17 protein-coding genes and 3 pseudogenes are annotated in these 22168 nt (G+C 71.5%); 6 read left to right on the top strand and 14 right to left on the bottom strand.

Features of this window, described 5'->3' with window-relative positions; translation table 11 throughout:
- Positions 1 to 188 precede the first annotated feature (188 nt).
- The 5 genes and pseudogenes from manA to ABD901_RS38255 form a co-directional block, all read right to left on the bottom strand.
- Positions 189 to 1331 (bottom strand): mannose-6-phosphate isomerase, class I, encoded by a 1143-nt coding sequence (manA, locus tag ABD901_RS38275; RefSeq protein ID WP_345134868.1) that lies wholly within the window; start codon positions 1329 to 1331, stop codon positions 189 to 191.
- 2 nt (positions 1332 to 1333) lie between these two features.
- Entirely contained in the window at positions 1334 to 2302 is a 969-nt protein-coding gene (locus ABD901_RS38270) for a cation diffusion facilitator family transporter (protein ID WP_345134866.1), read from the bottom strand.
- On the bottom strand, positions 2299 to 3495 hold the full coding sequence (locus tag ABD901_RS38265; protein ID WP_345135041.1) for an SIS domain-containing protein: 1197 nt from the start codon (positions 3493 to 3495) through the stop codon (positions 2299 to 2301). The genes ABD901_RS38270 and ABD901_RS38265 overlap by 4 nt, the downstream gene beginning before the upstream one ends.
- A 104-nt stretch (positions 3496 to 3599) precedes the next feature.
- Positions 3600 to 3761: pseudogene (locus ABD901_RS38260) on the bottom strand (Trm112 family protein); the annotation flags it as partial.
- A 28-nt stretch (positions 3762 to 3789) separates the two neighbouring features.
- On the bottom strand, positions 3790 to 5163 hold the full coding sequence (locus tag ABD901_RS38255; protein ID WP_345134864.1) for a phosphomannomutase/phosphoglucomutase: 1374 nt from the start codon (positions 5161 to 5163) through the stop codon (positions 3790 to 3792).
- Between the two features lie 126 nt (positions 5164 to 5289).
- On the opposite strand from ABD901_RS38255, the gene ABD901_RS38250 reads away from it, so the two are divergent.
- On the top strand, positions 5290 to 6270 hold the full coding sequence (locus ABD901_RS38250) for a cation diffusion facilitator family transporter (RefSeq protein ID WP_345134862.1): 981 nt from the start codon (positions 5290 to 5292) through the stop codon (positions 6268 to 6270).
- A 1-nt stretch (position 6271) separates the two neighbouring features.
- On the opposite strand, the gene ABD901_RS38245 is transcribed toward ABD901_RS38250, so the two are convergent.
- Positions 6272 to 7696 carry an aldehyde dehydrogenase family protein gene (locus ABD901_RS38245; protein ID WP_345134860.1) on the bottom strand — a complete coding sequence of 475 codons (1425 nt, stop codon included), beginning with the start codon at positions 7694 to 7696 and terminating at the stop codon, positions 6272 to 6274.
- Between the two features lie 116 nt (positions 7697 to 7812).
- Between ABD901_RS38245 and ABD901_RS38240 the strand changes: the two genes are divergently transcribed.
- From ABD901_RS38240 to ABD901_RS38220, 5 genes and pseudogenes are all read left to right on the top strand, one after another.
- Complete coding sequence (locus ABD901_RS38240) at positions 7813 to 9243, top strand: gamma-aminobutyraldehyde dehydrogenase (RefSeq protein ID WP_380137981.1); 1431 nt, start codon at positions 7813 to 7815, stop codon at positions 9241 to 9243.
- Positions 9244 to 9260: 17 nt separating this feature from the next.
- The gene (gabT, locus tag ABD901_RS38235; protein WP_345135037.1) at positions 9261 to 10583 is read left to right on the top strand and encodes a 4-aminobutyrate--2-oxoglutarate transaminase; all 1323 of its coding nucleotides are present in this window, start codon (positions 9261 to 9263) and stop codon (positions 10581 to 10583) included.
- A 50-nt stretch (positions 10584 to 10633) separates the two neighbouring features.
- A pseudogene (locus ABD901_RS38230) lies at positions 10634 to 11898 on the top strand (response regulator transcription factor).
- A gap of 10 nt (positions 11899 to 11908) precedes the next feature.
- Positions 11909 to 13431: pseudogene (gene adh / locus ABD901_RS38225) on the top strand (aldehyde dehydrogenase).
- Positions 13432 to 13433: 2 nt separating this feature from the next.
- Positions 13434 to 13814, top strand: coding sequence for a DUF779 domain-containing protein (locus tag ABD901_RS38220; RefSeq protein ID WP_345134858.1), 381 nt, complete (start codon positions 13434 to 13436; stop codon positions 13812 to 13814).
- 48 nt (positions 13815 to 13862) lie between these two features.
- On the opposite strand, the gene ABD901_RS38215 is transcribed toward ABD901_RS38220, so the two are convergent.
- The 8 genes from ABD901_RS38215 to ABD901_RS38180 all read right to left on the bottom strand — a co-directional run bounded on the left by ABD901_RS38215 (position 13863) and on the right by ABD901_RS38180 (position 21908).
- Entirely contained in the window at positions 13863 to 15020 is a 1158-nt protein-coding gene (locus ABD901_RS38215; protein WP_345134856.1) for a hypothetical protein, read from the bottom strand.
- Between the two features lie 10 nt (positions 15021 to 15030).
- Positions 15031 to 15528, bottom strand: coding sequence for a SigE family RNA polymerase sigma factor (locus ABD901_RS38210; protein WP_345134854.1), 498 nt, complete (start codon positions 15526 to 15528; stop codon positions 15031 to 15033).
- A gap of 63 nt (positions 15529 to 15591) precedes the next feature.
- Positions 15592 to 16584 carry an agmatinase gene (speB, locus tag ABD901_RS38205; protein ID WP_345134852.1) on the bottom strand — a complete coding sequence of 331 codons (993 nt, stop codon included), beginning with the start codon at positions 16582 to 16584 and terminating at the stop codon, positions 15592 to 15594.
- Between the two features lie 28 nt (positions 16585 to 16612).
- Entirely contained in the window at positions 16613 to 17818 is a 1206-nt protein-coding gene (locus ABD901_RS38200; protein WP_345134850.1) for a saccharopine dehydrogenase family protein, read from the bottom strand.
- A 6-nt stretch (positions 17819 to 17824) separates the two neighbouring features.
- Positions 17825 to 18628, bottom strand: coding sequence for an ABC transporter permease (locus ABD901_RS38195; RefSeq protein ID WP_345134848.1), 804 nt, complete (start codon positions 18626 to 18628; stop codon positions 17825 to 17827).
- Positions 18628 to 19524, bottom strand: coding sequence for an ABC transporter permease (locus ABD901_RS38190; protein WP_345134846.1), 897 nt, complete (start codon positions 19522 to 19524; stop codon positions 18628 to 18630). Before ABD901_RS38190 ends, ABD901_RS38195 begins: the two co-directional genes overlap by 1 nt.
- Positions 19521 to 20666: an ABC transporter ATP-binding protein gene (locus tag ABD901_RS38185; protein ID WP_345134844.1), complete on the bottom strand. Its 1146-nt coding sequence runs from the start codon at positions 20664 to 20666 to the stop codon at positions 19521 to 19523. Before ABD901_RS38185 ends, ABD901_RS38190 begins: the two co-directional genes overlap by 4 nt.
- Before the next feature lie 3 nt (positions 20667 to 20669).
- Positions 20670 to 21908: a polyamine ABC transporter substrate-binding protein gene (locus ABD901_RS38180; RefSeq protein ID WP_345134842.1), complete on the bottom strand. Its 1239-nt coding sequence runs from the start codon at positions 21906 to 21908 to the stop codon at positions 20670 to 20672.
- Positions 21909 to 22168: the final 260 nt, after the last annotated feature.

The raw sequence follows: 22168 nt of genomic DNA, 5'->3' as shown, positions 1-22168 counted from the left end.
GATCTCCTGGTCTGCATAGGCGAACGGCGACCCTTCACGTTACGCGGCGACGAGAGGCCGCTCAAACCGCCCCAGGACAGCGCACGGGGCGGTGAGATCACTCCCACCGCCCCGCGCTTCCCCCCGGTTGAGTCTCATACCTTGCGTAGTCAAAACACTACCCCTTGCGACTGGGATGTCCAGATGAACTAGGGGGTGGCCGCCTGGAACGCCTCTCCGGAGCCGCTCACCGACAGCTCCGGCCGGGTCGCCGGCGCGAAGGCCGCCTGGCCCTGCGTCAGGGTCACCGGCACGACGCCGTCGTCGACGCGGACCGAGCCGCGCGTGCAGAGCACGATGCGCGGGCCGCCGCCGGGCAGGCGTACCGCCGGGGTGGATGCGTCGACAACGGCCCGGTGCAGGGCGAAGTCGGGGACGGGCACCGGGTAGGCCCACAGCGCCGGGCTCAGCGACTCCGGCCGCGTGACCGGGTCATCGAGGACCTCGAAGCGCAGCACGCGCAGCAGCTCCTCGACGTCCACGTGCTTCGGGGTCAGCCCGCCGCGCAGGACGTTGTCGGAGGCCGCCATGATCTCCACGCCGACGCCCCGCAAGTAGGCGTGCAGGTTGCCCGCCGGCATCCACACCGCCTCCGCCGGGCTCAGGCGAAGGCGGTTGAGCAGGGTGGCGACGATGACGCCGGTGTCGCCCGCGTACTGCTCGGCCAGCGAGACGACCAGGGCGTATGCGGGCTGCTCGGCGGCCCGCGGCCGGCAGGCCGCCACGACGTCGGCGACCAGCTCGGCGTCGGGGGTGGAGAGCAGGCCGCGGACGGCGTCGTGCAGGGCCTTGGCGACGTCGGGCTGGGACAGCGCGTCGATCGTGGGCTTGAGCCGGGCCACGCCCAGTGCGGCCAGGTCGCGCGCGGCCGCGGCCGGGTCGCGGAAGCCGCACAGGGCGTCGAATTCGGTCAGCGCGACCAGCATCTCCGGCTTGTGCCAGGCGTCGACGTAGGAGGGGTGGCCGGCCGCGTGCGCGGCGCGGGCCTGCTCCAGGGTCGGGTGGGCCTGCAGGGACAGTGGCTGCGCGGCGGCGAGCACCTTGAGCAGGAACGGCAGCCGGGCGCCGAAGCGCTCGACGTTGGCCTCGCCGAGCGTCTTCGCCGGGTCGGCCGCGATGGCGTCCACCAGCGACGTGCCGCTCACCGCGAGCCGGGACGGGCTGGCCGGGTGTGCGCCCATCCACAGCTCCGCCTCCGGCTCCGTGGTCGGCGAGGGCCGGCCCTGCAGCGTCGCGATCGCCGTGTGCGAGCCCCACGCGTACTTGCGGATCGGGCTGTCGAGCAGCTCCACGGTCAGTGCGCCTCCGCGCTCGTCGAAACGGCCGCGGTGCCGGACTCGGCGGCCCTGCTCGCCTGGTAGATGTCCGGCTCCAGGTAGATCACCCGAGCGATGGGGACCGCGGCGCGGATGCGCGCCTCGGCCGCGTCGATGCCGCGGGCGATCTCGTCGGCGGTCTCGTTGTGCCGTACCGCGATCTTGGCCGCCACCAGCAGCTCGTCCGGGCCGAGGTGCACAGTGCGCATGTGGATCACGCGCTCGACCTCGGGACCGTCGATGATCGCCCGCTCGATCGCGTCGATCTGCTCGGGGGTGGCCGACTCGCCGACGAGGAGGCTCTTCATCTCCACCGCCAGGACGGCGGCCACGGCGATGAGCAGCACGCCGATGGCGGCGGTGCCGACGCCGTCCCAGATGCCGTTGCCGGTGATCAGGGTCAGGCCGACGCCGAAGAGCGCGAGCACGAGGCCGACCAGGGCGGCGAGGTCCTCGAGCAGGATGACCGGCAGCTCCGGCTCCTTGGCCCGGCGGATGAACTGGACCCAGGTCGCCTTGCCCTTGATCTTGCGGGTCTCGCCGATCGCGGTGCGGAAGGAGAGGCCCTCCATGATGATCGCCGCGACCAGCACCACGACCGGTACCCACTGCCAGGAGTGGATCGGCTCGGGCTCGGCGATCTTGTGCCAGGCCTCGTAGATGGCGAAGACGCCGCCGACGAAGAACAGCACGACGGCGACGATGAACGCGTAGATATAGCGCTCCCGCCCGTAGCCGAACGGGTGCCGCGCGGTCGCCCGCTTCTGGGCCTGCTTGCCGCCGAGCAGCAGCAGGCCCTGGTTGCCGGAGTCGGCGACCGAGTGGATCGCCTCGGCGAGCATCGACGACGAGCCGGTCAGCGCGAACGCGACGAACTTGGTGACGGCGATGCCGAGGTTGGCGGCCAGGGCCGCCAAGATCGCTTTCGTCCCACCCTCAGTGCTCACGGACTAACCAGCTCCTTCATCTCGGACACAGCGGGAACGGCCATCGGGTCGAAGCCGTGTGCGAGACCAAGGTAGATCGAGGCGAAGTCCGGCACGGCGACGAGCGAAGCCAATCGTTCCAGAGGCGAACCACCCTCCGCGGTGATCAGGCTCACCCGCACGCCCCGCCGTTCGGCCAGCTCCTGCACGGCCTCGGCGCGGCGCTCCTCGACGGCGACCGGCTCGTCGCCCTCCTCGTCGTCGGCGGTCAGGCCGCCGTCGCGCAGCAGCACCAGGCGCAGCCGGGTCGACGAGCTCTCGGTGTCCTCGGGGTCGGCGAAGATGTCGCGGTCGGCCTCGGCGAGCCCGCCGTAGACGCCGTCGAGCAGGCCGACCCGGCCGCGGCCGGCCTCGCCGAGCGCGCCGACCACTGCGGGGTAGCGCGCGTTGGCCGACAGCGTGTCGCCGAAACGCCGTGCGGCGACGGTGGCCAGGGGCGAGGAGCCCCAGACGATCGGCACCGAGTGCGCGAGGTCGAGCGCGAGGCTCTTGCCCGGGTTGACGAACGACTCCAGCGCCGTGCGGCAGCGCTCGGCGTCGGCGTCCAGGCGCGAGGCGGTCTCGGCGAAGTCGGCCTCGTTGACCTTGACCAGGCCGAGCTGGCGGCCGGCCAGCAGCACCGGGACGGCCAGGCCCCAGAGGCTGGCGCGCGCCGGCGCGCGCCGCGGCACCGGGATGAACGGCGCACGGAAGCGGTCGGCGAGGGCGTGCAGCTGGGTGTCCGGCGCACCGATGGCCACGAGCCGGGCGCCACGGCGGCCGGCGGCCTCCGCGGCGGCGAGCGCCTCCGGGGACCGGCCGGACGCCGAGACGGCGATGACCACGTCGGCGGCGCCGACCCAGCCGGGGATGCCGGCACTGCGGTGCGCCAGGACCGGCACCGGGCAGCGCGGCCCGGCGACGGTCTCCAGGATGTCGCCGGTGCGTGCGGCCGTGCCGACGCCGGCGACGACGACCGCGCGGGGCCGGCCCTCGTCGGCCAGCGCGCTCAGGTCGGTCTCGGCGGCCAGGGCGGCCGCCTCCCGCACCTGGGCGCCGGCCGACGCGGTCGCGCGCAGCATGCCGCCCGGGTCGTTCTTCTCGAGCGCCTCGGCATTGTCGAGCAGCGCCAGGTCGACCTCGCGATGTCCGCGGACGCCCGCGGTCCCCTCCAACGGGTTCACTGCGCACCCTCCTCATCGCTCGCGTTGGCGTTGTCCTCGGCCGTTCCCTCGCGCGGACCCTCGGAAACCGCCGGGTCGGACTCGGCGGACGGCTGGCGCGCCTCGTCGAGCAGCAGCACCGGGATGCCGTCGCGGATCTCGAAGATCCGCCCGCATTCGGTGCAGGTCAGCGTCTGCCCTTCGGCGTCGAGGGTGAGCTCGGCGTGGTGGTCGTCGGGGCAGCGCAGGATCGCAAGCAGGGCGGGGTCCACGGACACGCGTTCCAACTCCTTTATGGGCCTGCCGTCAGCGTCGGATGACGGCCAGCATCTCATCGCGCAGGGCGGCCAACCGCTGCGCGGTCGGCGCCTCAACGTTAAGCCGCAGGAGCGGCTCGGTGTTGGACGGACGGACGTTGGCCCAGCTGCCGTCGGGGAAACTGAGGGTAATCCCGTCGAGGCGGTCGACCGGCACGTCGAAGACCTGCTCGATCTCGGCCATCTTCGCCGCCTGGTCGGCCACCGTCGAGTTGATCTCCCCCGAGGCCATGTACCGCTCGTAGTCCTTGGCCAGGGCCGACAGCGGTGCGGCCTGGCCGCCGAGCAGCGCGAGGGTGTGCAGCGCGGCCAGCATGCCGGTGTCGGCGCCCCAGAAGTCGCGGAAGTAGTAGTGCGCGGAGTGCTCGCCGCCGAAGACGGCGCCCGTGCGCGCCATCTCGGCCTTGATGAACGAGTGCCCGACCCGGGTGCGCACCGGCACACCGCCGTGTTCCTGGATGATCTCGGGAACCACGTGCGAGGTGATGAGATTGTGGATGATCGTGGCGCCCGGCTCCTTGGCCAGCTCGCGCACGGCGACCATCGCGGTGATGACCGAGGGCGACACGGCCTCGCCGCGCTCGTCGATGACGAAGCAGCGGTCGGCATCGCCGTCGAACGCGAGCCCGAGGTCGGCGCCGGTCTCGCGGACCCTGGCCTGCAGGTCGACGAGGTTGGCCGGCTCCAGCGGGTTGGCCTCGTGGTTGGGGAACGTCCCGTCGAGCTCGAAGTACATCGGGATGATCGTCAGCGGCAGCCCCGAGCCGAGCACCGCCGGGACCGTGTAGCCGCCCATGCCGTTGCCGGCGTCGACGACCACGGTCAGCGGCCGGATGTCGGAGAGGTCGACGAGCTTGAGCAGGTGGGTCGCGTAGCGCTCCAGCAGGCTGTACTGCTCCACGTCGCCCTTGAGCTCGGCCTCGCTCACCCGCGGCGCGCCGCTGTCGAGGATCGCCTGCGCGCGCTCGCGGATCTCGGTGAGGCCGGTGTCCTGCCCGACGGGCTTGGCGCCCTGCTTGCAGAGCTTGATCCCGTTGTACTGCGCGGGATTGTGACTGGCGGTGAACATCGCGCCGGGAAGGTCGAGCGCGCCGGAGGCGTAGTAGAGCAGGTCGGTGGAGCCCAGCCCGGCCTCCAGGATGTCGGCGCCCTCGGCGCGCGCACCGGCGGCGAAGGCGGCCGCGAGCGCCGGGCCGGAGGCCCGCATGTCATGCGCTGTGACGATCTTCTCGGCGTACTCTCCGCGCGAGCGCAGCGTCTGGACGAAGGCGCGTCCGAGCGCCTCCGCCACCGGCTCGTTGAGCTGGTCTGGCACCGTGCCCCGCACGTCGTAGGCCTTGACGATCCGGCTCAGGTCGATCACAGTCTCGCACCCCTAGTCGTGGTCGCTGTTCCTACGACGGAGCCTAGTGCGGTTGCGTTCCGTACACGTGTCAGTCGCGAGTTGCCGATGTCAGATCCGGGCAAGCATTGTGATACAGGATGAGGCATGGCCGAGGAAGGTAACTCCCTGCGGGCGATCGTCGCGGCACTGGCTGCCAATCTCGGCATCGCGCTCAGCAAGTTCGTCGCGTTCGTGTTCACTGGATCGTCCGCCCTGCTCGCGGAGGCCGTGCACTCCGTAGCCGACACCGCCAACCAGGTGCTGCTGCTCGTCGGCGGGCGCCGGGCGCGGCAACGGGCGAGCCAGCTGCACCCGTTCGGCTATGCACGCTTCCGGTACTTCTACGGCTTCCTCGTCACCCTCGTGATCTTTCTCGTCGGCGGTGTGTTCGCCCTCTACGAAGGGTACGAGAAGCTGCACAACCCGAAGCCGGTCGAGGACCCGATCTGGGCGTTCGTCGTGCTCGGCGTATCGGTCGTGCTGGAGTCGTTCTCGCTGCGTACCGCCGTGCACGAGGCCGAGCCGTCCCGCCGCGGCGCGCCCTGGCTGCGCTTCATCCGCACCACCCGCTCCCCCGAGCTGCCGGTCGTACTGGCCGAGGACTTCGGCGCCCTGACCGGCCTCACCTTCGCCTTCGCCGGGATCGGGCTGGCCGTCATCACCGGCGACGGGCGCTGGGACGCGGCCGGCACCATCGCCATCGGCGCGCTGCTGGTGGTCATCTCGATCACCCTCTCGCAGCGGATGCGCAGCCTGCTGATCGGCGAGTCGGCCGACAACGGCACGCTGCTGACGATCGAGGCCGCCATCGAGCGGGAGCCGCTGATCGAGCGGATGATCCACCTGCGCACCATGCACCTCGGCCCCGACCAGCTGCTGATCGCGGCCAAGGTGGCGGTCCGGGCCAACGAGACGATGGCGCACGTGGCGGCCGCGATCAACCGGGCCGAGAAGCAGGTGCGCGACGCGCTGACCTACGAGTGCTTCATCTTCCTGGAGCCCGACGTCTTCGACGCGAAGCTGTACGAGTCGGCCGAGCGGCCGCCGGGCTCCTCCTCGATCGAACCGCGCGAGGCCTGGGAGTGACCTACAGCTGCAGCCCGGTCAGGACCATCACCCGCTCCTCGGTGTAGTCCGCCATCGCGCTGGCCAGGCCCTCGCGGCCGACGCCGCTGGCCTTGGCGCCGCCGTAGGGCATCTGGTCGGCCCGGTAGCTCGGCACGTCGCCGACGATCACCCCGCCGACGTCGAGCACGCGGTGCGCCTCGAAGGCCCGGTCCAGGCGGCGGGTGAAGACGCCGGCCTGCAGCCCGTACTGCGAGGCGTTCACGGCCGCGAGGCCCTCGGCGTCGGAGCCGACCCGGGCCAGCACGAGCACGGGGCCGAAGACCTCCTCGGCGACGACCTTGGCGTCGGCGGGCACGCCGGCGAGGACCGTCGGTGCGTAGGCGGCGCCGTCGCGGGCGCCGCCGGCGAGCAGCTTGGCGCCGGCTGCGACCGCCTCGCCGACCCACGCCTCGACCCGCTTGGCGGCGGCCTCGCTGATCAGGGGGCCGACGTCGGTCCGCTCGTCGTTGGGGTCGCCGGTGCGCTGCGCCTCGACCGCGGCGACGAGCCGGTCGGCGAGGGCGTCGTAGTGGCGTTCGTGGACGTACACCCGCTGAACCGCGATGCAGCTCTGCCCGGCCTGGTAGTTGGAGAACGTGGCGATGCGCGACGCGGCCCAGTCCAGGTCGTCGTAGTCCTCGCACACCACCACGGCGGCGTTGCCTCCGAGTTCCAGGGTGACGTGCTTGCGCGGCACGGCGTCGCGGATCTGCCAGCCGACCGGCCCGGACCCGGTGAACGACACGACCGGCAGGCGCGGGTCGGCGACCAGGGCGGGCGCGCGGTCGTTCGGGATGGGGACGACCGACCACATGCCGGCGGGCAGGTCGGTCTCGGCGAGGATCTCGCCGAGCAGCAGCGCACTGAGCGGGGTCGCCGGCGCCGGCTTGAGCACGATCGGCGCGCCGACCGCGATCGCCGGCGCGACCTTGTGCGCGACCAGGTTGAGCGGGAAGTTGAACGGCGAGATACCCAGCACCGGGCCCCGCGGCACCCGCTTGACCAGCGCGATGCGGCCGGTGGCGGCCGGGTCGGTGTCGAGGCGCTGCACCGCGCCGGAGAAGCGGCGCGCCTCCTCGGCCGCCCAGCGGAACGTCGACACCGCGCGGGCCACCTCGCCGCGGGCCCACTTCAGCGGCTTGCCGTTCTCGGCGGTGATCAGCCGGGCGACCTCGTCGGCGCGCTCCTTGAGCCGGGCGCTGACGTGGTCGAGGGCTCCGGCCCGGGCGCTCGCGGGCAGTGCGGCGGCCTCGGCGGCGACGGCGGCGGCCGCCGCGACGGCCTCCTCCACCTGCTCGGGCGTAGCGTTGGCAGTAGTGCCGACCGGGCGCCCGTCGAAGGGGTGGCGGATCTCGACGGCGTCGTCGCTGGTCGCCGGGCGGCCGGCGATGTAGAACGGGGTCACGATTCCCACCCTAAACCCTGCCCCGGCCCGTTCACAGCGCGGAAACAGTTGCGCAAGGGGTTGTGTGCCGCGGATTCGATGGAAGGATGTGGCTGCCGGCACTCAAAGGAGTGGACATGACCAAGCAACTGCAGAATTTCATCGACGGCGCGCACGTCGAGCCCGTCGACGGCCAGTATTCGGACCTCATCGACCCCACCACCGGTGAGGTGTTCGCCTCCGCACCGGTGTCCGGCGCGCAGGACGTGGACCGCGCCATGCGGGCCGCGTCGAAGGCGTTCGAGACGTGGCGGGACGCGACGCCCTCGGAGCGGCAGAAGGCGCTGCTCAAGCTCGCCGACGCGATGGAGGAGCGGGCCGGCGAGCTCATCGACGCCGAGGTCCGCAACACCGGCAAGCCGCGCGGGATGACGGCGAGCGAGGAACTGCCCCCGTCGGTGGACCAGATCCGCTTCTTCGCCGGCGCCGCGCGGCTGCTCGAGGGCCGTTCCGCCGGGGAGTACATGAAGGGCCACACCAGCTACGTGCGCCGCGAGCCGATTGGCGTCTGCGCGCAGGTCACGCCCTGGAACTACCCGATGATGATGGCGGTGTGGAAGATCGCGCCGGCGCTCGCCGCGGGCAACACGGTCGTGCTCAAGCCCTCCGACACCACGCCGGTCTCCACGCTGCTGCTGGCCGAGCTGGCCGCCGAGTTCCTGCCCCCGGGCGTGCTCAACGTCGTCACGGGCGACCGGGAGACGGGCCGGGCGCTGGTGGCACACCCGACGCCGCAGTTCGTGTCGATCACCGGCTCGGTGCGCGCCGGGCGCGAGGTCGCCTCCGGCGCGGCGCCCTCGCTCAAGCGGACCCATTTGGAGCTCGGCGGGAAGGCCCCGGTCGTGGTCTTCGACGACGCCGACCTGGCCGCGGCCGCCGAGGCGATCGCCGTCGCCGGCTACTTCAACGCGGGCCAGGACTGCACCGCGGCCACCCGGGTGCTGGCCGGCCCCGGCATCTACGACGACTTCGTGGCGGCGCTGGCCGAGCAGGCCGCCGGGACGAAGACCGGCGCGCCGGACGACGAGGACGTGCTCTACGGCCCGCTCAACAACGCCAACCAGCTGGCCCGGGTCGGCGGCTTCATCGACCGGCTGCCCGACCACGCCAAGCTCGACGCGGGCGGCTCCCGGGTCGGCGAGCGCGGCTACTTCTACTCCCCGACCGTGGTCTCCGGCCTGCGCCAGGACGACGAGATCATCCAGGACGAGGTCTTCGGGCCGGTGATCACCGTGCAGCGCTTCACCGACGAGGACGAGGCGGTGCGCTGGGCCAACGGCGTGGAGTACGGGCTGTCGTCGTCGGTGTGGACCCGCGACCACGGCCGCGCGATGCGCATGACCCGCCGCCTGGACTTCGGCTGCGTCTGGGTCAACGCGCACATCCCGATCGTCGCCGAGATGCCGCACGGCGGGTTCAAGCAGTCCGGCTACGGCAAGGACCTCTCAGTCTACGGCCTGGAGGACTACACCCGGATCAAGCACGTCATGCACAACATCGAGCTGTGATGTCGATCTCCTCCGAAATGCACAGGTCCGCGGATATCCACAAGCGCCGCAGCGCCGCCGTCGCGCGCGGCGTCAGCAGCATGATCCAGTCGTACGTCGACCACGCCTCCGGCGGCACGCTGTCCGACGTGGACGGCCGCGAGTGGATCGACATGGCCGCCGGCATCGCCGTCACCAACGTGGGCAACGCGAGCCCGCGCGTGGTGGCGGCGGTGCAGGCCCAGGTCGAGCGCTTCACGCACACCTGCTTCATGATCGCGCCCTACGAGAGCTACGTCGCCGTGTGCGAGCAGCTCAACGCGCTCACGCCGGGCTCGTTCGAGAAGCGCTCGGCCCTGTTCAACTCCGGCGCCGAGGCCGTCGAGAACGCGGTGAAGATCGCCCGGCACGCCACGGGCCGCCGGGCGGTCGTCGTGTTCGACCACGCCTACCACGGCCGCACCAACCTCACGATGGCGCTGACGGCGAAGGACATGCCGTACAAGCACGGCTTCGGCCCGTTCGCCGGCGAGATCTACCGCGTGCCGATGTCCTACCCGTTCCGCGACGGCCTGGCCGGGCCCGACGCCGCAGCCCTGGCCATCAACACGATCGAGAAGCAGGTGGGCGCCGACCAGGTCGCCGCAGTGCTCATCGAGCCGATCCAGGGCGAGGGCGGCTTCGTCGTACCGGCGCCGGGGTTCCTGCCCGCCCTGGCCGCCTGGGCGAAGGCGAACGGCGCGATGTTCGTGGCCGACGAGATCCAGACCGGCTTCTGCCGCACCGGCGACTGGTTCGCCTCGACACACGAGGGCGTCGAGCCGGACATCGTCACCACCGCGAAGGGCATCGCCGGCGGCCTGCCGCTCGCGGCGGTGACCGGCCGCGCCGAGGTGATGGACGCCGTGCACGTCGGCGGCCTCGGCGGCACCTACGGCGGCAACCCGATCGCCTGCGCCGCGGCGCTGGCCTCGATCGAGACCATGCGCGAGCTCGAACTCGCCGCCGCTGCCCGCCGGATCGAGTCGGTGATGCTCCCGCGCCTGCGCGAGCTGCAGCAGCGGCACGCGTTCATCGGCGACGTCCGCGGCCGTGGCGCGATGCTCGCGATCGAGATCGTGGTACCCGACTCGGCCGCACCCGGCACCATCACCGCCGAGCGCGGCTACGCCCGGGGCGCGCCGCTCGGCGCCACCCCGGACCCGGCGAAGACGGCGGAGATCCAGCGCCTGGCGCACCAGGCGGGCCTGCTGCTGCTCACCTGCGGCACGTACGGCAACGTGATCCGCTTCCTCCCGCCGCTGGTCATGGACGACGCCACCCTGGATCGCGCGCTGGGTCTGCTGGAGTCGTCGTTGTAAATCATGGGTGACGCGGGTCACTATGGGGCCATGCAAACCCGTGGTTAGCGCTGCCCGCGGGGGCCGATCCGCGCGAGCGGATCGGCCAGAACGGCCGCGCCTGGGACGCGTTCCTCGGCGGCGGCCGCGTCGGCGGGCAGGTGCGCGAGGTGGTCGCCGACTCGTGGCGGCGCAGCGCCGCCGGCGGCCTCGACCCCGACGCCGCGGTCCCGATCGGCCTGGACGACGATGAGCTGGAGGACTACCGCGGCGCGCACCCGCTGCGCCACGTGCTGCCGCTGTTCCGCGACCTGCTCGGCGGCTTCGCCGAGGACGGCGACCACCTGATGGCGGTCTGCGACGCGCAGGGCCGGCTGCTGTGGGTCGAGGGGCACCCGACCGTCGTGCGCCGGGCCGAGGGCATGAACTTCGTCGCCGGCGCGCACTGGGACGAGGCCCACGCCGGCACCAACGCGCCCGGTACCGCGGTCGCCGTCGACCACGAGGTGCAGATCTTCGCCACCGAGCACTTCAGCCGGCGCGTGCAGCGGTGGACCTGCTCGGCCGCGCCATCCATGACCCGCGCACCGGCCGGCTGCTCGGCGCGATCGACATCACGGGCGGAGACCACCTCGCGAATCCGCATTCCTTGGCATTGGTACTCGCCACAGCCCGCGCCGCCGAGGCGTTCCTGGCCACGCTGCCGGGCCCGCGCGCGGCCGGCGCCTCCCTCAGCGCGCTCGGGCGCGACGCGGCGGTCCTGTCGGCCGGCGGCCGTTCCCTGCCGCTGAGCCGGCGGCACAGCGAGATCGTCGCGCTGCTGTGCGCGCACCCCGAGGGGCTGACCGGCGACCAGCTGGCGATCGAGCTCTACGGCGACGACCTGGTCAACCCGGTGACGCTGCGGGCCGAGCTCTCCCGGCTGCGCCACGCGCTCGGCCCGCTGCTGCTCTCGCGCCCCTACCGGCTGCGCGACGCCGTGCACTCGGACTTCGCCGAGATCGCCGAGCACCTCGGCCGCGGCGACGTCACGGCCGCGCTGCGGACCTATCGCGGGCCACTGCTGCCGCGCTCGGACGCCCCCGGCGTCGTGCGGCTGCGCCGGCTCATCGAGGGGCAGCTGCGCGCCGGCGTGCGGGCCAGCGCCGACCCGGCGCTGCTCGCGGCGTGGACCGAGGCGAGCTGGGGCGCCGAGGACCTGTGGATGTGGGAGGCGCTCGCCGCGGTGCTGCCCGCCGGCTCACCGCGGCAGGCCCTCGCGCTGGAGCGGGTGGCGCGGCTGTCGGAGGAGTACGCGCCGCCCGACGCAACGTGGTTGCAACGTCGCCGTCACTAGCTTCCGGGGCATGACCCGCTATGCAGCCCCCGGCCAGGACGGCGCCCTGGTCGGATACGAGCCCCGCTACGACCACTGGATCGGCGGCCAGTACGTCAAGCCGGTCCGCGGCCAGTACTTCGAGAACCCGACGCCGGTCACCGGGCAGCCGTTCTGCGAGATCGCCCGGGGCACGGCCGAGGACGTCGAGCTCGCCCTCGACGCCGCGCACGGCGCCGCCGACGCGTGGGGCCGCACCCCCGTCGCCGAGCGCGCGAACATCCTCAACAAGATCGCCGACCGGATCGAGGCCAACCTGGAGGCCCTCGCCGTCGCCGAGACCTGGGAGAACGGCAAGCCGATCCGGGAGACCATGGCCGCCGACCTGCCGCTGGCGGTGGATCACTTCCGGTACTTCGCCGGCGCCATCCGCGCGCAGGAGGGCAGCCTCGGCGAGCTCGACGACGACACCGTCGCCTACCACTTCCACGAGCCGCTCGGCGTCGTCGCCCAGATCATCCCGTGGAACTTCCCGCTCCTCATGGCCACGTGGAAGCTCGCGCCCGCCCTCGCCGCCGGCAACGCCGTCGTGCTCAAGCCCGCCGAGCAGACCCCCGCCTCGATCCACGTGCTCATGGCCCTGATCGCCGACCTGCTGCCGCCGGGCGTGGTGAACATCGTCAACGGCTTCGGCGTCGAGGCCGGCAAGCCGCTGGCCAGCAGCGCGCGCGTGGCGAAGGTCGCCTTCACGGGCGAGACCACGACCGGGCGGCTGATCATGCAGTACGCCAGCGAGAACATCAACCGGTGACGCTGGAGCTCGGCGGCAAGAGCCCGAACATCTTCTTCGACGACGTCTCCTCCGCCCGGGACGCCTTCTACGACAAGGCGCTCGAGGGCTTCGCGATGTTCGCGCTCAACCAGGGCGAGGTCTGCACCTGCCCGTCGCGCGCGCTCATCCAGCAGGGGCACTACGGCGAGTTCATGGACGCCGCGACCGACCGCGTCCGCGCGATCCGCCAGGGCCACCCGCTCGACACCGACACCATGATCGGCGCGCAGGCCTCCAACGACCAGCTGGAGAAGATCCTGTCGTACCTCGACATCGGCCGCCAGGAGGGCGCCAAGGTGCGCATCGGGGGCGAGCGGGCCGACCTCGGCGGCGAGCTGTCGGGTGGCTACTACGTCCAGCCGACGGTCTTCGAGGGCGACAACTCGATGCGGATCTTCCAGGAGGAGATCTTCGGGCCGGTGGTCTCGGTGACCTCGTTCACCGACTTCGCCGACGCCGTCAAGATCGCCAACGACACGCTCTACGGCCTCGGCGCCGGCGTGTGGACCCGCGACACGAACACGGCCTACCGCGCGGGCCGGGCCATCCAGGCCGGCCGGGTGTGGACGAACTGCTACCACGCGTACCCCGCGCACGCGGCCTTCGGCGGCTACAAGCAGTCCGGCATCGGCCGGGAGAACCACAAGATGATGCTGGAGCACTACCAGCAGACCAAGAACCTGCTGGTCAGCTACTCCCCCAACAAGCTCGGGTTCTTCTAGTCATGGACCGGGTGGCGCTGAGCCCCGCGGCGGCCGAGCTGATCCGGTCGCTGCGGGGCGCGCACGGGCCGCTGATGTTCCACCAGTCCGGCGGGTGCTGCGACGGCAGCTCCCCGATGTGCTACCTCGAGGGCGAGTTTCGCACCGGCTCGGCCGACGTGCTGCTGACATCGCTGGCCGTCGACGGCGTCGACGAGCCGGTGCGGTTCTGGATGTCGCGCGCGCAGTTCGAGCGGTGGCGGCACACGCACCTGACGGTCGACGTCGTGCCGGGCCGCGGCAGCGGCTTCTCGCTCGAGGCCCCCGAGGGCGTGCGCTTCCTGATCCGCTCCCGCCTGCTCACCCCGCAGGAGCTCGAGGAGCTCGACGGGCAGCCGGCGTGATCCACGGGTCCCGGGCGTGCGGTGCACGCCCGGGACCCGGCACGGTGATCAGCCGCAGTGCCAGACGACCGGATGGTTGACGTCGCCTACCACGAAGGTGCCGGCGATCGTCGACCCGTCCGAGCTCACCGCGGCGGCCGAGGCGAACTCGTTGTTGGGCCCGTTCAGGTGGATCGAGTTGCCGTCCTCGGCCTGCAGGACGGTCCGGCCGAGGCCGTCGCCGGTGATGAGGGCGAGGCCGCTCGCCGTGCCGGCCCGGACGTTGGTCACGCCTTCCAGGCGCATCACCGCGACCGCGTCGGTCCGCAGGTCCCAGCGGACCGCGGCGTAGCTGGACACGCCGTAGGCGTAGTGGCCGGCGATCCCCATCGCCTGGCCGTCGTACCCGTGAGGGGCCGCCGGCAGGACGTGCGGCGTGCCGTCCGGCCTCCACATCATCGCGACGCCGCGCGCCTCGCCGACCACGGTGCCGTCGTCGGCGACGTCCCGCGCGGTGGAGGCCTTCGACGCGTCGCCGACGCCGGACGGGACCGTGAGCAGGTGCACGGTGCCGTCGACCGACCAGGCCGCGGGCACGGAGGACGCGGCGGCGGCGGTGCTCGCCGCGCCGACGATCATGCCGTTGGCGTTGATCGCCAACGGGGTGGCGAACTGGTAGCCCGGCGGGACGGCGAGGTTGGTCGCCTTGCCGCCGCGCACGACCCAGCCGACGGCGTTGTGCTGGTCGCTCACGGCGTAGCCGACCGCGGTACCGTCGCTCGCCACGTCTGTGACCACGCCGGTGACGCCCGGCACCAGCTCGGGCCGGCCGTCGCGCCAGACGATCGGCTTGGGCTGCTGCTCGTCGACGTAGCCGCCGACGATCCGGCCGGCCGGGTCGATCGTCGTCGTCGAGGCGTCGGCGCTGCCGGGCGGCAGGTCGAGCGCCGTCGGTGAACAGATCGCGGCGGCGAGCGGCGCCGCGGGCGTGGCCGAGGCGGCCGGTGCGTTGGGCGGCCCGGCACGCATCGGGCCGAAGGCCACGAAGGTGCCGACCGCTGCGAGCACCACCACGGCGGTGGCCGCGCTCATCACGGCGGTGCGCCGGCGGGCGCGGCGGCCGGTCGTGATGGCGCGTTGCACGTCGGCGCCGCTGTCGGGCACCTCGACCGCGAGCATCAGCGCCCGCAGGTCGCCGCCGGCGTCGTCCTCGTCGAAGGGGGTCATGGTGATCTCCTCAGTGGTTGTTGGCCAACAGGCCCCGCAGCGCCTCGAGGCCCCGCGAGGACTGGCTCTTGACGGTGCCGATCGAGCAGTTCAGCGCCTCGGCCACCTCTTCGATCGGGCGGTCGAGCAGGAACCGCATCACGAGCACGGCCCGCTGTCGTGGCGGCAGCCGGCGCAGGGCGTCGACGAGGCGGCTGCGCTCGTCGACGCCGGCGTGGGGGTCGGCCGAGCGCACGTCCTCGGCGGAGGCGACCAGCGTCACGCGCGACCACGACGCCCGCTTCTCGTCGATGACGGCGTGCACGAGCATGCGGTGCACGTAGGCGTCGATGTTGTCGGTACGCGCGACGCGCTTCCAGTGCTGGTACAGCTTGGTGATGGTGGTCTGCACGATGTCGTCGGCGCGGTGCGCGTCGCCCGCGCACAGCAGGTAGGCGGCACGGTGCAGCGCCGGCAGCCGCGCGGCGACATAGTCGACGTAGGCGGCCTCGGTGCTGTTTTCGCCCATCCGCTTCCTCTCGCTAGCTGCCGTCACCCAACCGACGGGTCCGCAGGTGCGAAAGGTTGAGTGCTACCGGCCCTGCAACAGGGGGCGGCGCGGATCCCACGGGTCGCCGCGGCGGCGCCGGGCGATCGCCGACAGCGCCTCGAGCACGACGCGGTTGGCCAGATACGCGGTGATCTCCGCGTGGTCGTACGGCGGGCTCACCTCGACCACGTCGACGCCGACGATCGGCAGCTCGTAGCAGCAGCGGCGCACGGCGTCCAGCAGCTGCCGCGCGGTCAGCCCGCCCGGCTCGGGCGTGCCGGTGCCGGGCGCCATGCCCGGGTCGACGACGTCGACGTCCACGGACAGGAACACGCCCTCGCACTCGTCGGTCGCGGTGGCGAAGGCCTCGGTCAGGCACTCGTCGAGACCGCGGGCGACGATCTCGGTCATCTCGTAGGAGCGCATGCCCTGCGCGGCCATCCAGTCGAGGGTCTCCGGGCCCGGCCAGTAGCCGCGCAGGCCGATCTGCAGGAACCGGTCCCCGCGCAGGGCGCCGGACTCGATCAGGCGGCGCATCGGCTGGCCGTGGCCGATCAGGGAGCCGAACTCGACGTCGCCGGTGTCGGCGTGCGCGTCGAAGTGGACCATCGACACACGGCCGTAGCCGAGCTTGCGGGCCACGCCGGTGGCGTCGGGCCAGGCGATGGTGTGGTCGCCGCCGAGCACGATCGGGATCGCGCCCGAGTCGGCGACGGCGAACACGGCGTCCTCGAGCCGGCGGATGGCCGCGGCGGCGTCACCGGCGTACATCTCCACGTCCCCGGCGTCGAAGACCCTCAGGTCGCGCAGCGCGTCGACGCCGAGGGCCAGCGACGGGCGGGACCCGTCCTGGGGCAGGTAGCAGGCTTGCCGGATGGCCTGCGGCCCGAACCGGGTGCCGGGCCGGTGCGACGTCCCGCCGTCGAACGGCGCCCCGACGATCACGATGTCGGCCTCGGGCAGGGCGGCAAGATCGCACGCCGGCACGCCGAGGAAGGTGATGTCGGGTCCGAACATCGGGCCGTATCTCGTCATTGTTATCTCGTCATTTGTTCGGCCAGGGTCATAGTTCCTGGATACCCCAGGGGGAGCCGTACTCGGTGAGCAGATCGAGGAACGGCCGCGGCGGCAGCGCCTCGGGGCCGAGCACGCCCGCGCCCGTCCACGTGCCGGCCGCGATGAGCTCCAGCGCCACGACCGGGTTGATGGCGGTCTGCCAGACGACGGCCTGAGAGCCGTACTCGGCCATCGTCCACGCGTTGTCCACGACGTGGTACAGGTACGTCGCGCGCGGCCGGCCGTCCTTGCCCAGGCCGGTGACGTAGGTGCCGGCGCAGGTGCGCCCGTGCATGCGCTCGCCGAGCGTCGCCGGGTCGGGCAGGCAGGCGGCCACCACGTCGCGCGGCGAGACCTCGACGCCGCCGACGCGCACCTTCTTCGTCGAGTCCAGCCCGAGCTTGTGCAGGGTCTTGAGGACCTCGATGAACTCGTTGCCCAGGCCGTACTTGAAGGTGACCCGCCGCGCGTCGATCCAGCGCGGGATGAGCAGCACCTCCTCGTGCTCCACGTTGACGCACTCGACGGGGCCGATGCCGGCCGGGAAGTTGAAGGTCTCCGGCTCGGAGAAGGGGCGGGTGACGTACCAGCCGCGGTTCTTCTCGTAGACGACCGGCGGGTTGAGGCACTCCTCGATCGTGGTCCAGATCGAGAAGGAGGGCGCGAACTCGTAGCCGTCCACGACGAGGTCGGAGCCGTCGCGGATGCCGACGTCGTGCACCTCGGCGAAGAGGTCGTCGGCGGCGTACCGCGCGAAGACGTCGGACAGGCCCGGCTCCACGCCCATCCCGACCAGCGCCAGCCGGTTCGCGTCCGCCCATCGGTCCTGCTCGGCGAACTGCTCGTCGCCGAGCATGACGCCGATCTTGTCGTACGGCCGCTCGGGGTGCGGATGCGACAGGGACATGGCCATGTCGAGGTAGTGCGCGCCGGCCGCGAACGCGCCGGTGAAGACCGGCATGACGAAGCGCGGATCGACGGCGTTGAGCACGTGGCTGATGCGCAGGCTGCGGCACAACTGCTCCACGGCGCCGGCGTCGGAGGCGTCCAGCGCGGCCGAGGCGAACCGCGGATCGTCCACCGAGGACACCGCGGCCTCGGCGCGCGCCACGTCGTAGTCGGCCACGACGCAATGGTCGAAGAAGGATCGCCGGGCGGCGATGCGCACGGCGGCGGAGCCGACGCCACCGGCGCCGACAATGAGCAGTCGCATGGGTTATCAGGCCTTCCGGCGCAGGCGCGGTAGCTGTCCGATCAGGACGATCAGGAACGAGATGAGGAACATGGCGGTGCCGATCACGTTGATCTGCGCGGGGATGCCGCGCTGGGAGGCGCCCCAGACGAACATCGGGAACGTGACGACGGTGCCGGAGTTGAAGTTGGTGACGATGAAGTCGTCGAACGAGAGCGAGAACGACAGCAGGGCGGCCGCGACGATGCCCGGCATCACCAGCGGCAGCGTCACCCGCATGAACGTCTGCCGCTCGTCGGCGTAGAGGTCCATGGCGGCCTCCTGCAGCCGCGGGTCGAGCCCGGCGAGGCGGGCCTTGACCGTGACGACCACGAACGACAGGCAGAACATGACGTGCGCGATGACGACGGTCCAGAAGCCCAGCGGCACGCCGGAGGCGACGAACAGCGCCAGCAGCGACGAGCCCATCACGATCTCGGGCGTGGCCATCGGCAGGAAGATGAGCGTGTTGGTCGCGCCGCGGCCGCGGAAGGTGTGCCGGGCCAGCGCGAAGGACATGAGCGTGCCGAGGATCGTCGCGCCGACCGTGGCGACCAGCGCGATGCCGATGCTCAGCAGGAACGCGTCCTGGATGCCGGCCACGCCGAAGGGGTGCGCCCAGTTGTCCCAGGTGAACTTGAAGTTGTCGAGCGTGTAGGGCGCGTTGTGGCCGGCGTCGCGGAACGACATCGCGGCCACGACGGCGATGGGCACGAAGAGGTACAGCAGGACGATGAGCCCGATGGCGAGGACCCAGTGATCGGCGACGAACCGGCGGAGGCGGTGGACCATCAGAGCACCTCGTCCGTTCCGGCGCGCTTGACGTAGACGAAGACCAGCACGAGGATCGCCGCCATCAGCGTGAACGACAGCGCCGCGGCGGCGGGGTAGTCGCCGACCTTCAGGAACTTCGACTGGATGACGTTGCCGATCATGTACTGCCGGCTCGTGCCCAGCAGCTCGGCGTTGATGTAGTCGCCGGCCGCCGGGATGAACGTGAGCAGCGTGCCGGCCACCACGCCGGGCATGGACAGCGGCAGCACCACGCGGGTGAACCGCGCGACCGGCCGGGCGTAGAGGTCCCCGGCGGCCTCGATCAGCCGCGGGTCGAGCTTCTCCAGGCTGGCGTAGAGCGGCAGGACCATGAAGGGCAGGAAGTTGTACACCAGGCCGGCGATCACCGCCGGCGTCGTGGCCAGCAGCCGGCCGTCGGGCAGCGGGACGTGCAGCGCGTTGAGCACCGACACGACCGTGCCGTTGTCGGACAGGATGACCTTCCAGGCCAGCGTGCGGATCAGGAAGCTGGTGAAGAACGGCGCGATGACGCAGATGAGCAGCACGTTCTTCCAGCGACCGGCCTTCTGCGCGATGGCGTAGGCCAGCGGGTAGCCCAGCAGGAGGCAGAACGCGGTGGTCAGCGCGGCGTAGCCGATCGAGCGGCCGAACTGGGGCAGGTAGGCGTCGACGGCGTCGGAGTAGTTGCTGAACTGCCAGGTCATCGCGTAGCCGTCCTCCAGCGACCCGGACGGGTCGTAGAGGCTCGTGGCCAGCAGCTGCACGCACGGCACCGCGAAGAACAGGATCAGCCAGAGCCCGCCGGGCAGCAGCAGGAGGTACGGCAGCCAGCGCCGACGGGGTTTTTCCAGCTTGACCGGCGCCCCGGCCCCTAGTTGCCCCAGGGCGCTCATGCGGCCACTTCCTCCGAATCCGCCACTGGAGCGTGGGTCTCCCCGGCCGGGCGCGGCAGCAGGAAAGCGTGCTCGGGGCGCCAGTGCACGGTGACCTCGCTGGCCACCGCGAGCGGCGCGGCGACGCCGGAGTTGGGCACGAAGACGGTCAGCTCCTCGCCCCATGGCGCCCGGACCAGGTACTGCGTGCTCACGCCCATGTAGGAGGAGTCGGTGACCAGGCCGGAGACGCTCTGGTGGCCGCTGGGCACCTCGCCGGTGCTCAGGTGCATCTTCTCCGGGCGCACGCCGAGCCAGACGGTGCCGTCCTCGGCGCGGGCGCGCGCGGACGGGACGGTGTAGCGGGTGCCGTACGCCTCGACGAGCACGTCGCCGCCGTTGCGCCCGCGCACCTCGGCGGCGAACAGGTTGGACTGGCCGAGGAAGTTGGCCACGAACGCCGTACCGGGGAAGTCGTACATGTCCACCGGCGCGCCGAGCTGCTCGATGCGCCCGGCGTTCATCACCGCGACCGTGTCGGCCATCGTCATGGCCTCCTCCTGGTCGTGCGTGACGTGCACGAAGGTGATGCCGACCTCGGTCTGGATGCGCTTGAGCTCGACCTGCATCTGCCGGCGCAGCTTGAGGTCGAGCGCGCCGAGCGGCTCGTCGAGCAGCAGCACCTGCGGCCGGTTGATCAGGGCCCGGGCGAGCGCCACGCGCTGCTGCTGGCCGCCGGAGAGCTGCGAGGGCTTGCGCCGGCCGAAGCCCTCCATCTCGACCAGGCGGAGCATCTGCTCCACCTGGTCGGCGTGCTGCTTCACGCCGCGCCGGCGCAGGCCGAACGCGACGTTGTCGGAGATGGACAGGTGGGGGAAGAGCGCGTAGCTCTGGAACACCGTGTTGACCGGGCGCTTGTACGGCCGCAACGGCGTCACGTCCCGGTCGCCGAGCAGCACCTGGCCGGCCGTCGGTTCCTCGAGGCCCGCGATCATCCGCAGAGTGGTCGTCTTGCCGCACCCGGAGGCGCCCAGCAGGGCGAAGAACGACCCCCGGGGCACCGTGAGGGTCAGGTCGTCGACCGCGGTGAAGGCCCCGAACCGCTTCGTCACGCCGACCAGCCTGAGGTCGGCGCCGCTGGCCATGTCGTGCTGCTCGGTCATGTATCAGGCCCCTCGAACCGACTCGAACTTCGCGGCGTACTTCTTGTCCTCGTCCTCGGTGAGCGCCTTGAACGAGTGCGCCTTCGCGAGCGTCGCGGCGTCCGGGAAGATCAGCGGGTTGGTCGCCAGGTCCGGGTCGATCTTCGTCATCGCGTCCTGCGCGCCCTGGACCGGGCAGATGTAGTTCACCGACGCGGCGACCTGCGCGGCCACCGCGGGGTCGTAGAAGTAGTCGATGAGCTGCTCGACGTTGGCCTTGTGGGTGGCCGGAGCCGGGATCATCATGTTGTCGGACCAGAGCATGAGGCCCTCTTCCGGCGTGACGAACTTGACCTGCGAGCCCTCCTCGGCGGCGAGCTGGATGACGTCGCCGGACCAGGCGATGCAGGCCGCCAGGTCGCCCTTGGCGAGGTCTTCCTTGTAGTCGTTGCCGGTGAACTTGCGGATCTGGCCGGAGTCGACGGCCTTCTTGAGCTTCTCCAGCGCCGCGTCGTACTCGGCGTCGGTCACCTTGGCGGGGTCCTTGCCCATCGACAGCAGCACCAGGCCGACCGTGTCGCGCATCTCGGTGAGCACCGCGATCTTGCCCTTGAGATCCGAGCGGGTCAGCAGCTCGTCGATCGTGCGGACCTCCTTGGTGACCTTGCCGTTGAAGGCGATGCCGGTCAGGCCGGACTGCCACGGTGCGGCGTGGTTCATGTCCTTGTCCCACGGCCGGTTGCGCAGCGTGGCCAGGACGTTCTTGGTGAAGTTCGGGGTCTTGGCCGGGTCGAAGGGCTGCACCCAGCCCAGGCCGACCACGCGCGAGGCCATCCAGTCCGTCAGGACCATGACGTCCCGGTCGATGGACTGGCACTGCTGGAGCTGGTTGCGGACCTTGCCGAAGAACTCGTTGTTGTCGTTGATGTCCTCGGTGTAGGTCACCGCGATGCTGGTCTTCGCGGTGAACGCGTCCAGCGAGGGGCGCTTCTTGTCGTCGTTCGCATCGACGTCGATGTACAGCGGCCAGTTCGAGAAGTTGATCTTCTTCTCGGTCGCCGAGGCATCGGTTCCGACGCAGGCCGCCTTCTCAGCGTCCGACTTCTTCGCGGGCTTCGTGCCGCAGGCCGCCAGGACGCCGCCACCGGCGACGAAGGCACCTCCGGCGAGCAGGCCACGCATGAGGGTCCGGCGCGACAGGCCGGTGGCATTGATGACCGCCTGTGCTTCTGGCGAGAGCGGCGGGCGAGAGGGGTTTCGCACGGGGGCTCCTACGGATCTCGGTTGCCGGTCGGCACTTCGGGGGGATGTACTTGGGGGGCGGTGACCGACGACTGATCCTGACACGAGGTGCCATCTCTCACAAGGGATTCCGTTGTCACGATCGGGCCGCACAACGAAAAGCGCTATGGAATCAAACCAGGGTTACGGTCGTAACCTCGCTTCACCTCCCGGAAACGAGGAGGGACAGTGTGCCACGGTTCCGTGTTCGATGGCATCCCTAACGAATCCGCAGATCTACC

Origin of the sequence: Dactylosporangium darangshiense (assembly GCF_039537565.1) — a bacterium.
GTDB lineage: Bacteria > Actinomycetota > Actinomycetes > Mycobacteriales > Micromonosporaceae > Dactylosporangium > Dactylosporangium darangshiense.
The sequence above is the reverse complement of the archived record's forward strand: the minus strand, read 5'-3'. Positions and strand labels throughout refer to the sequence as shown.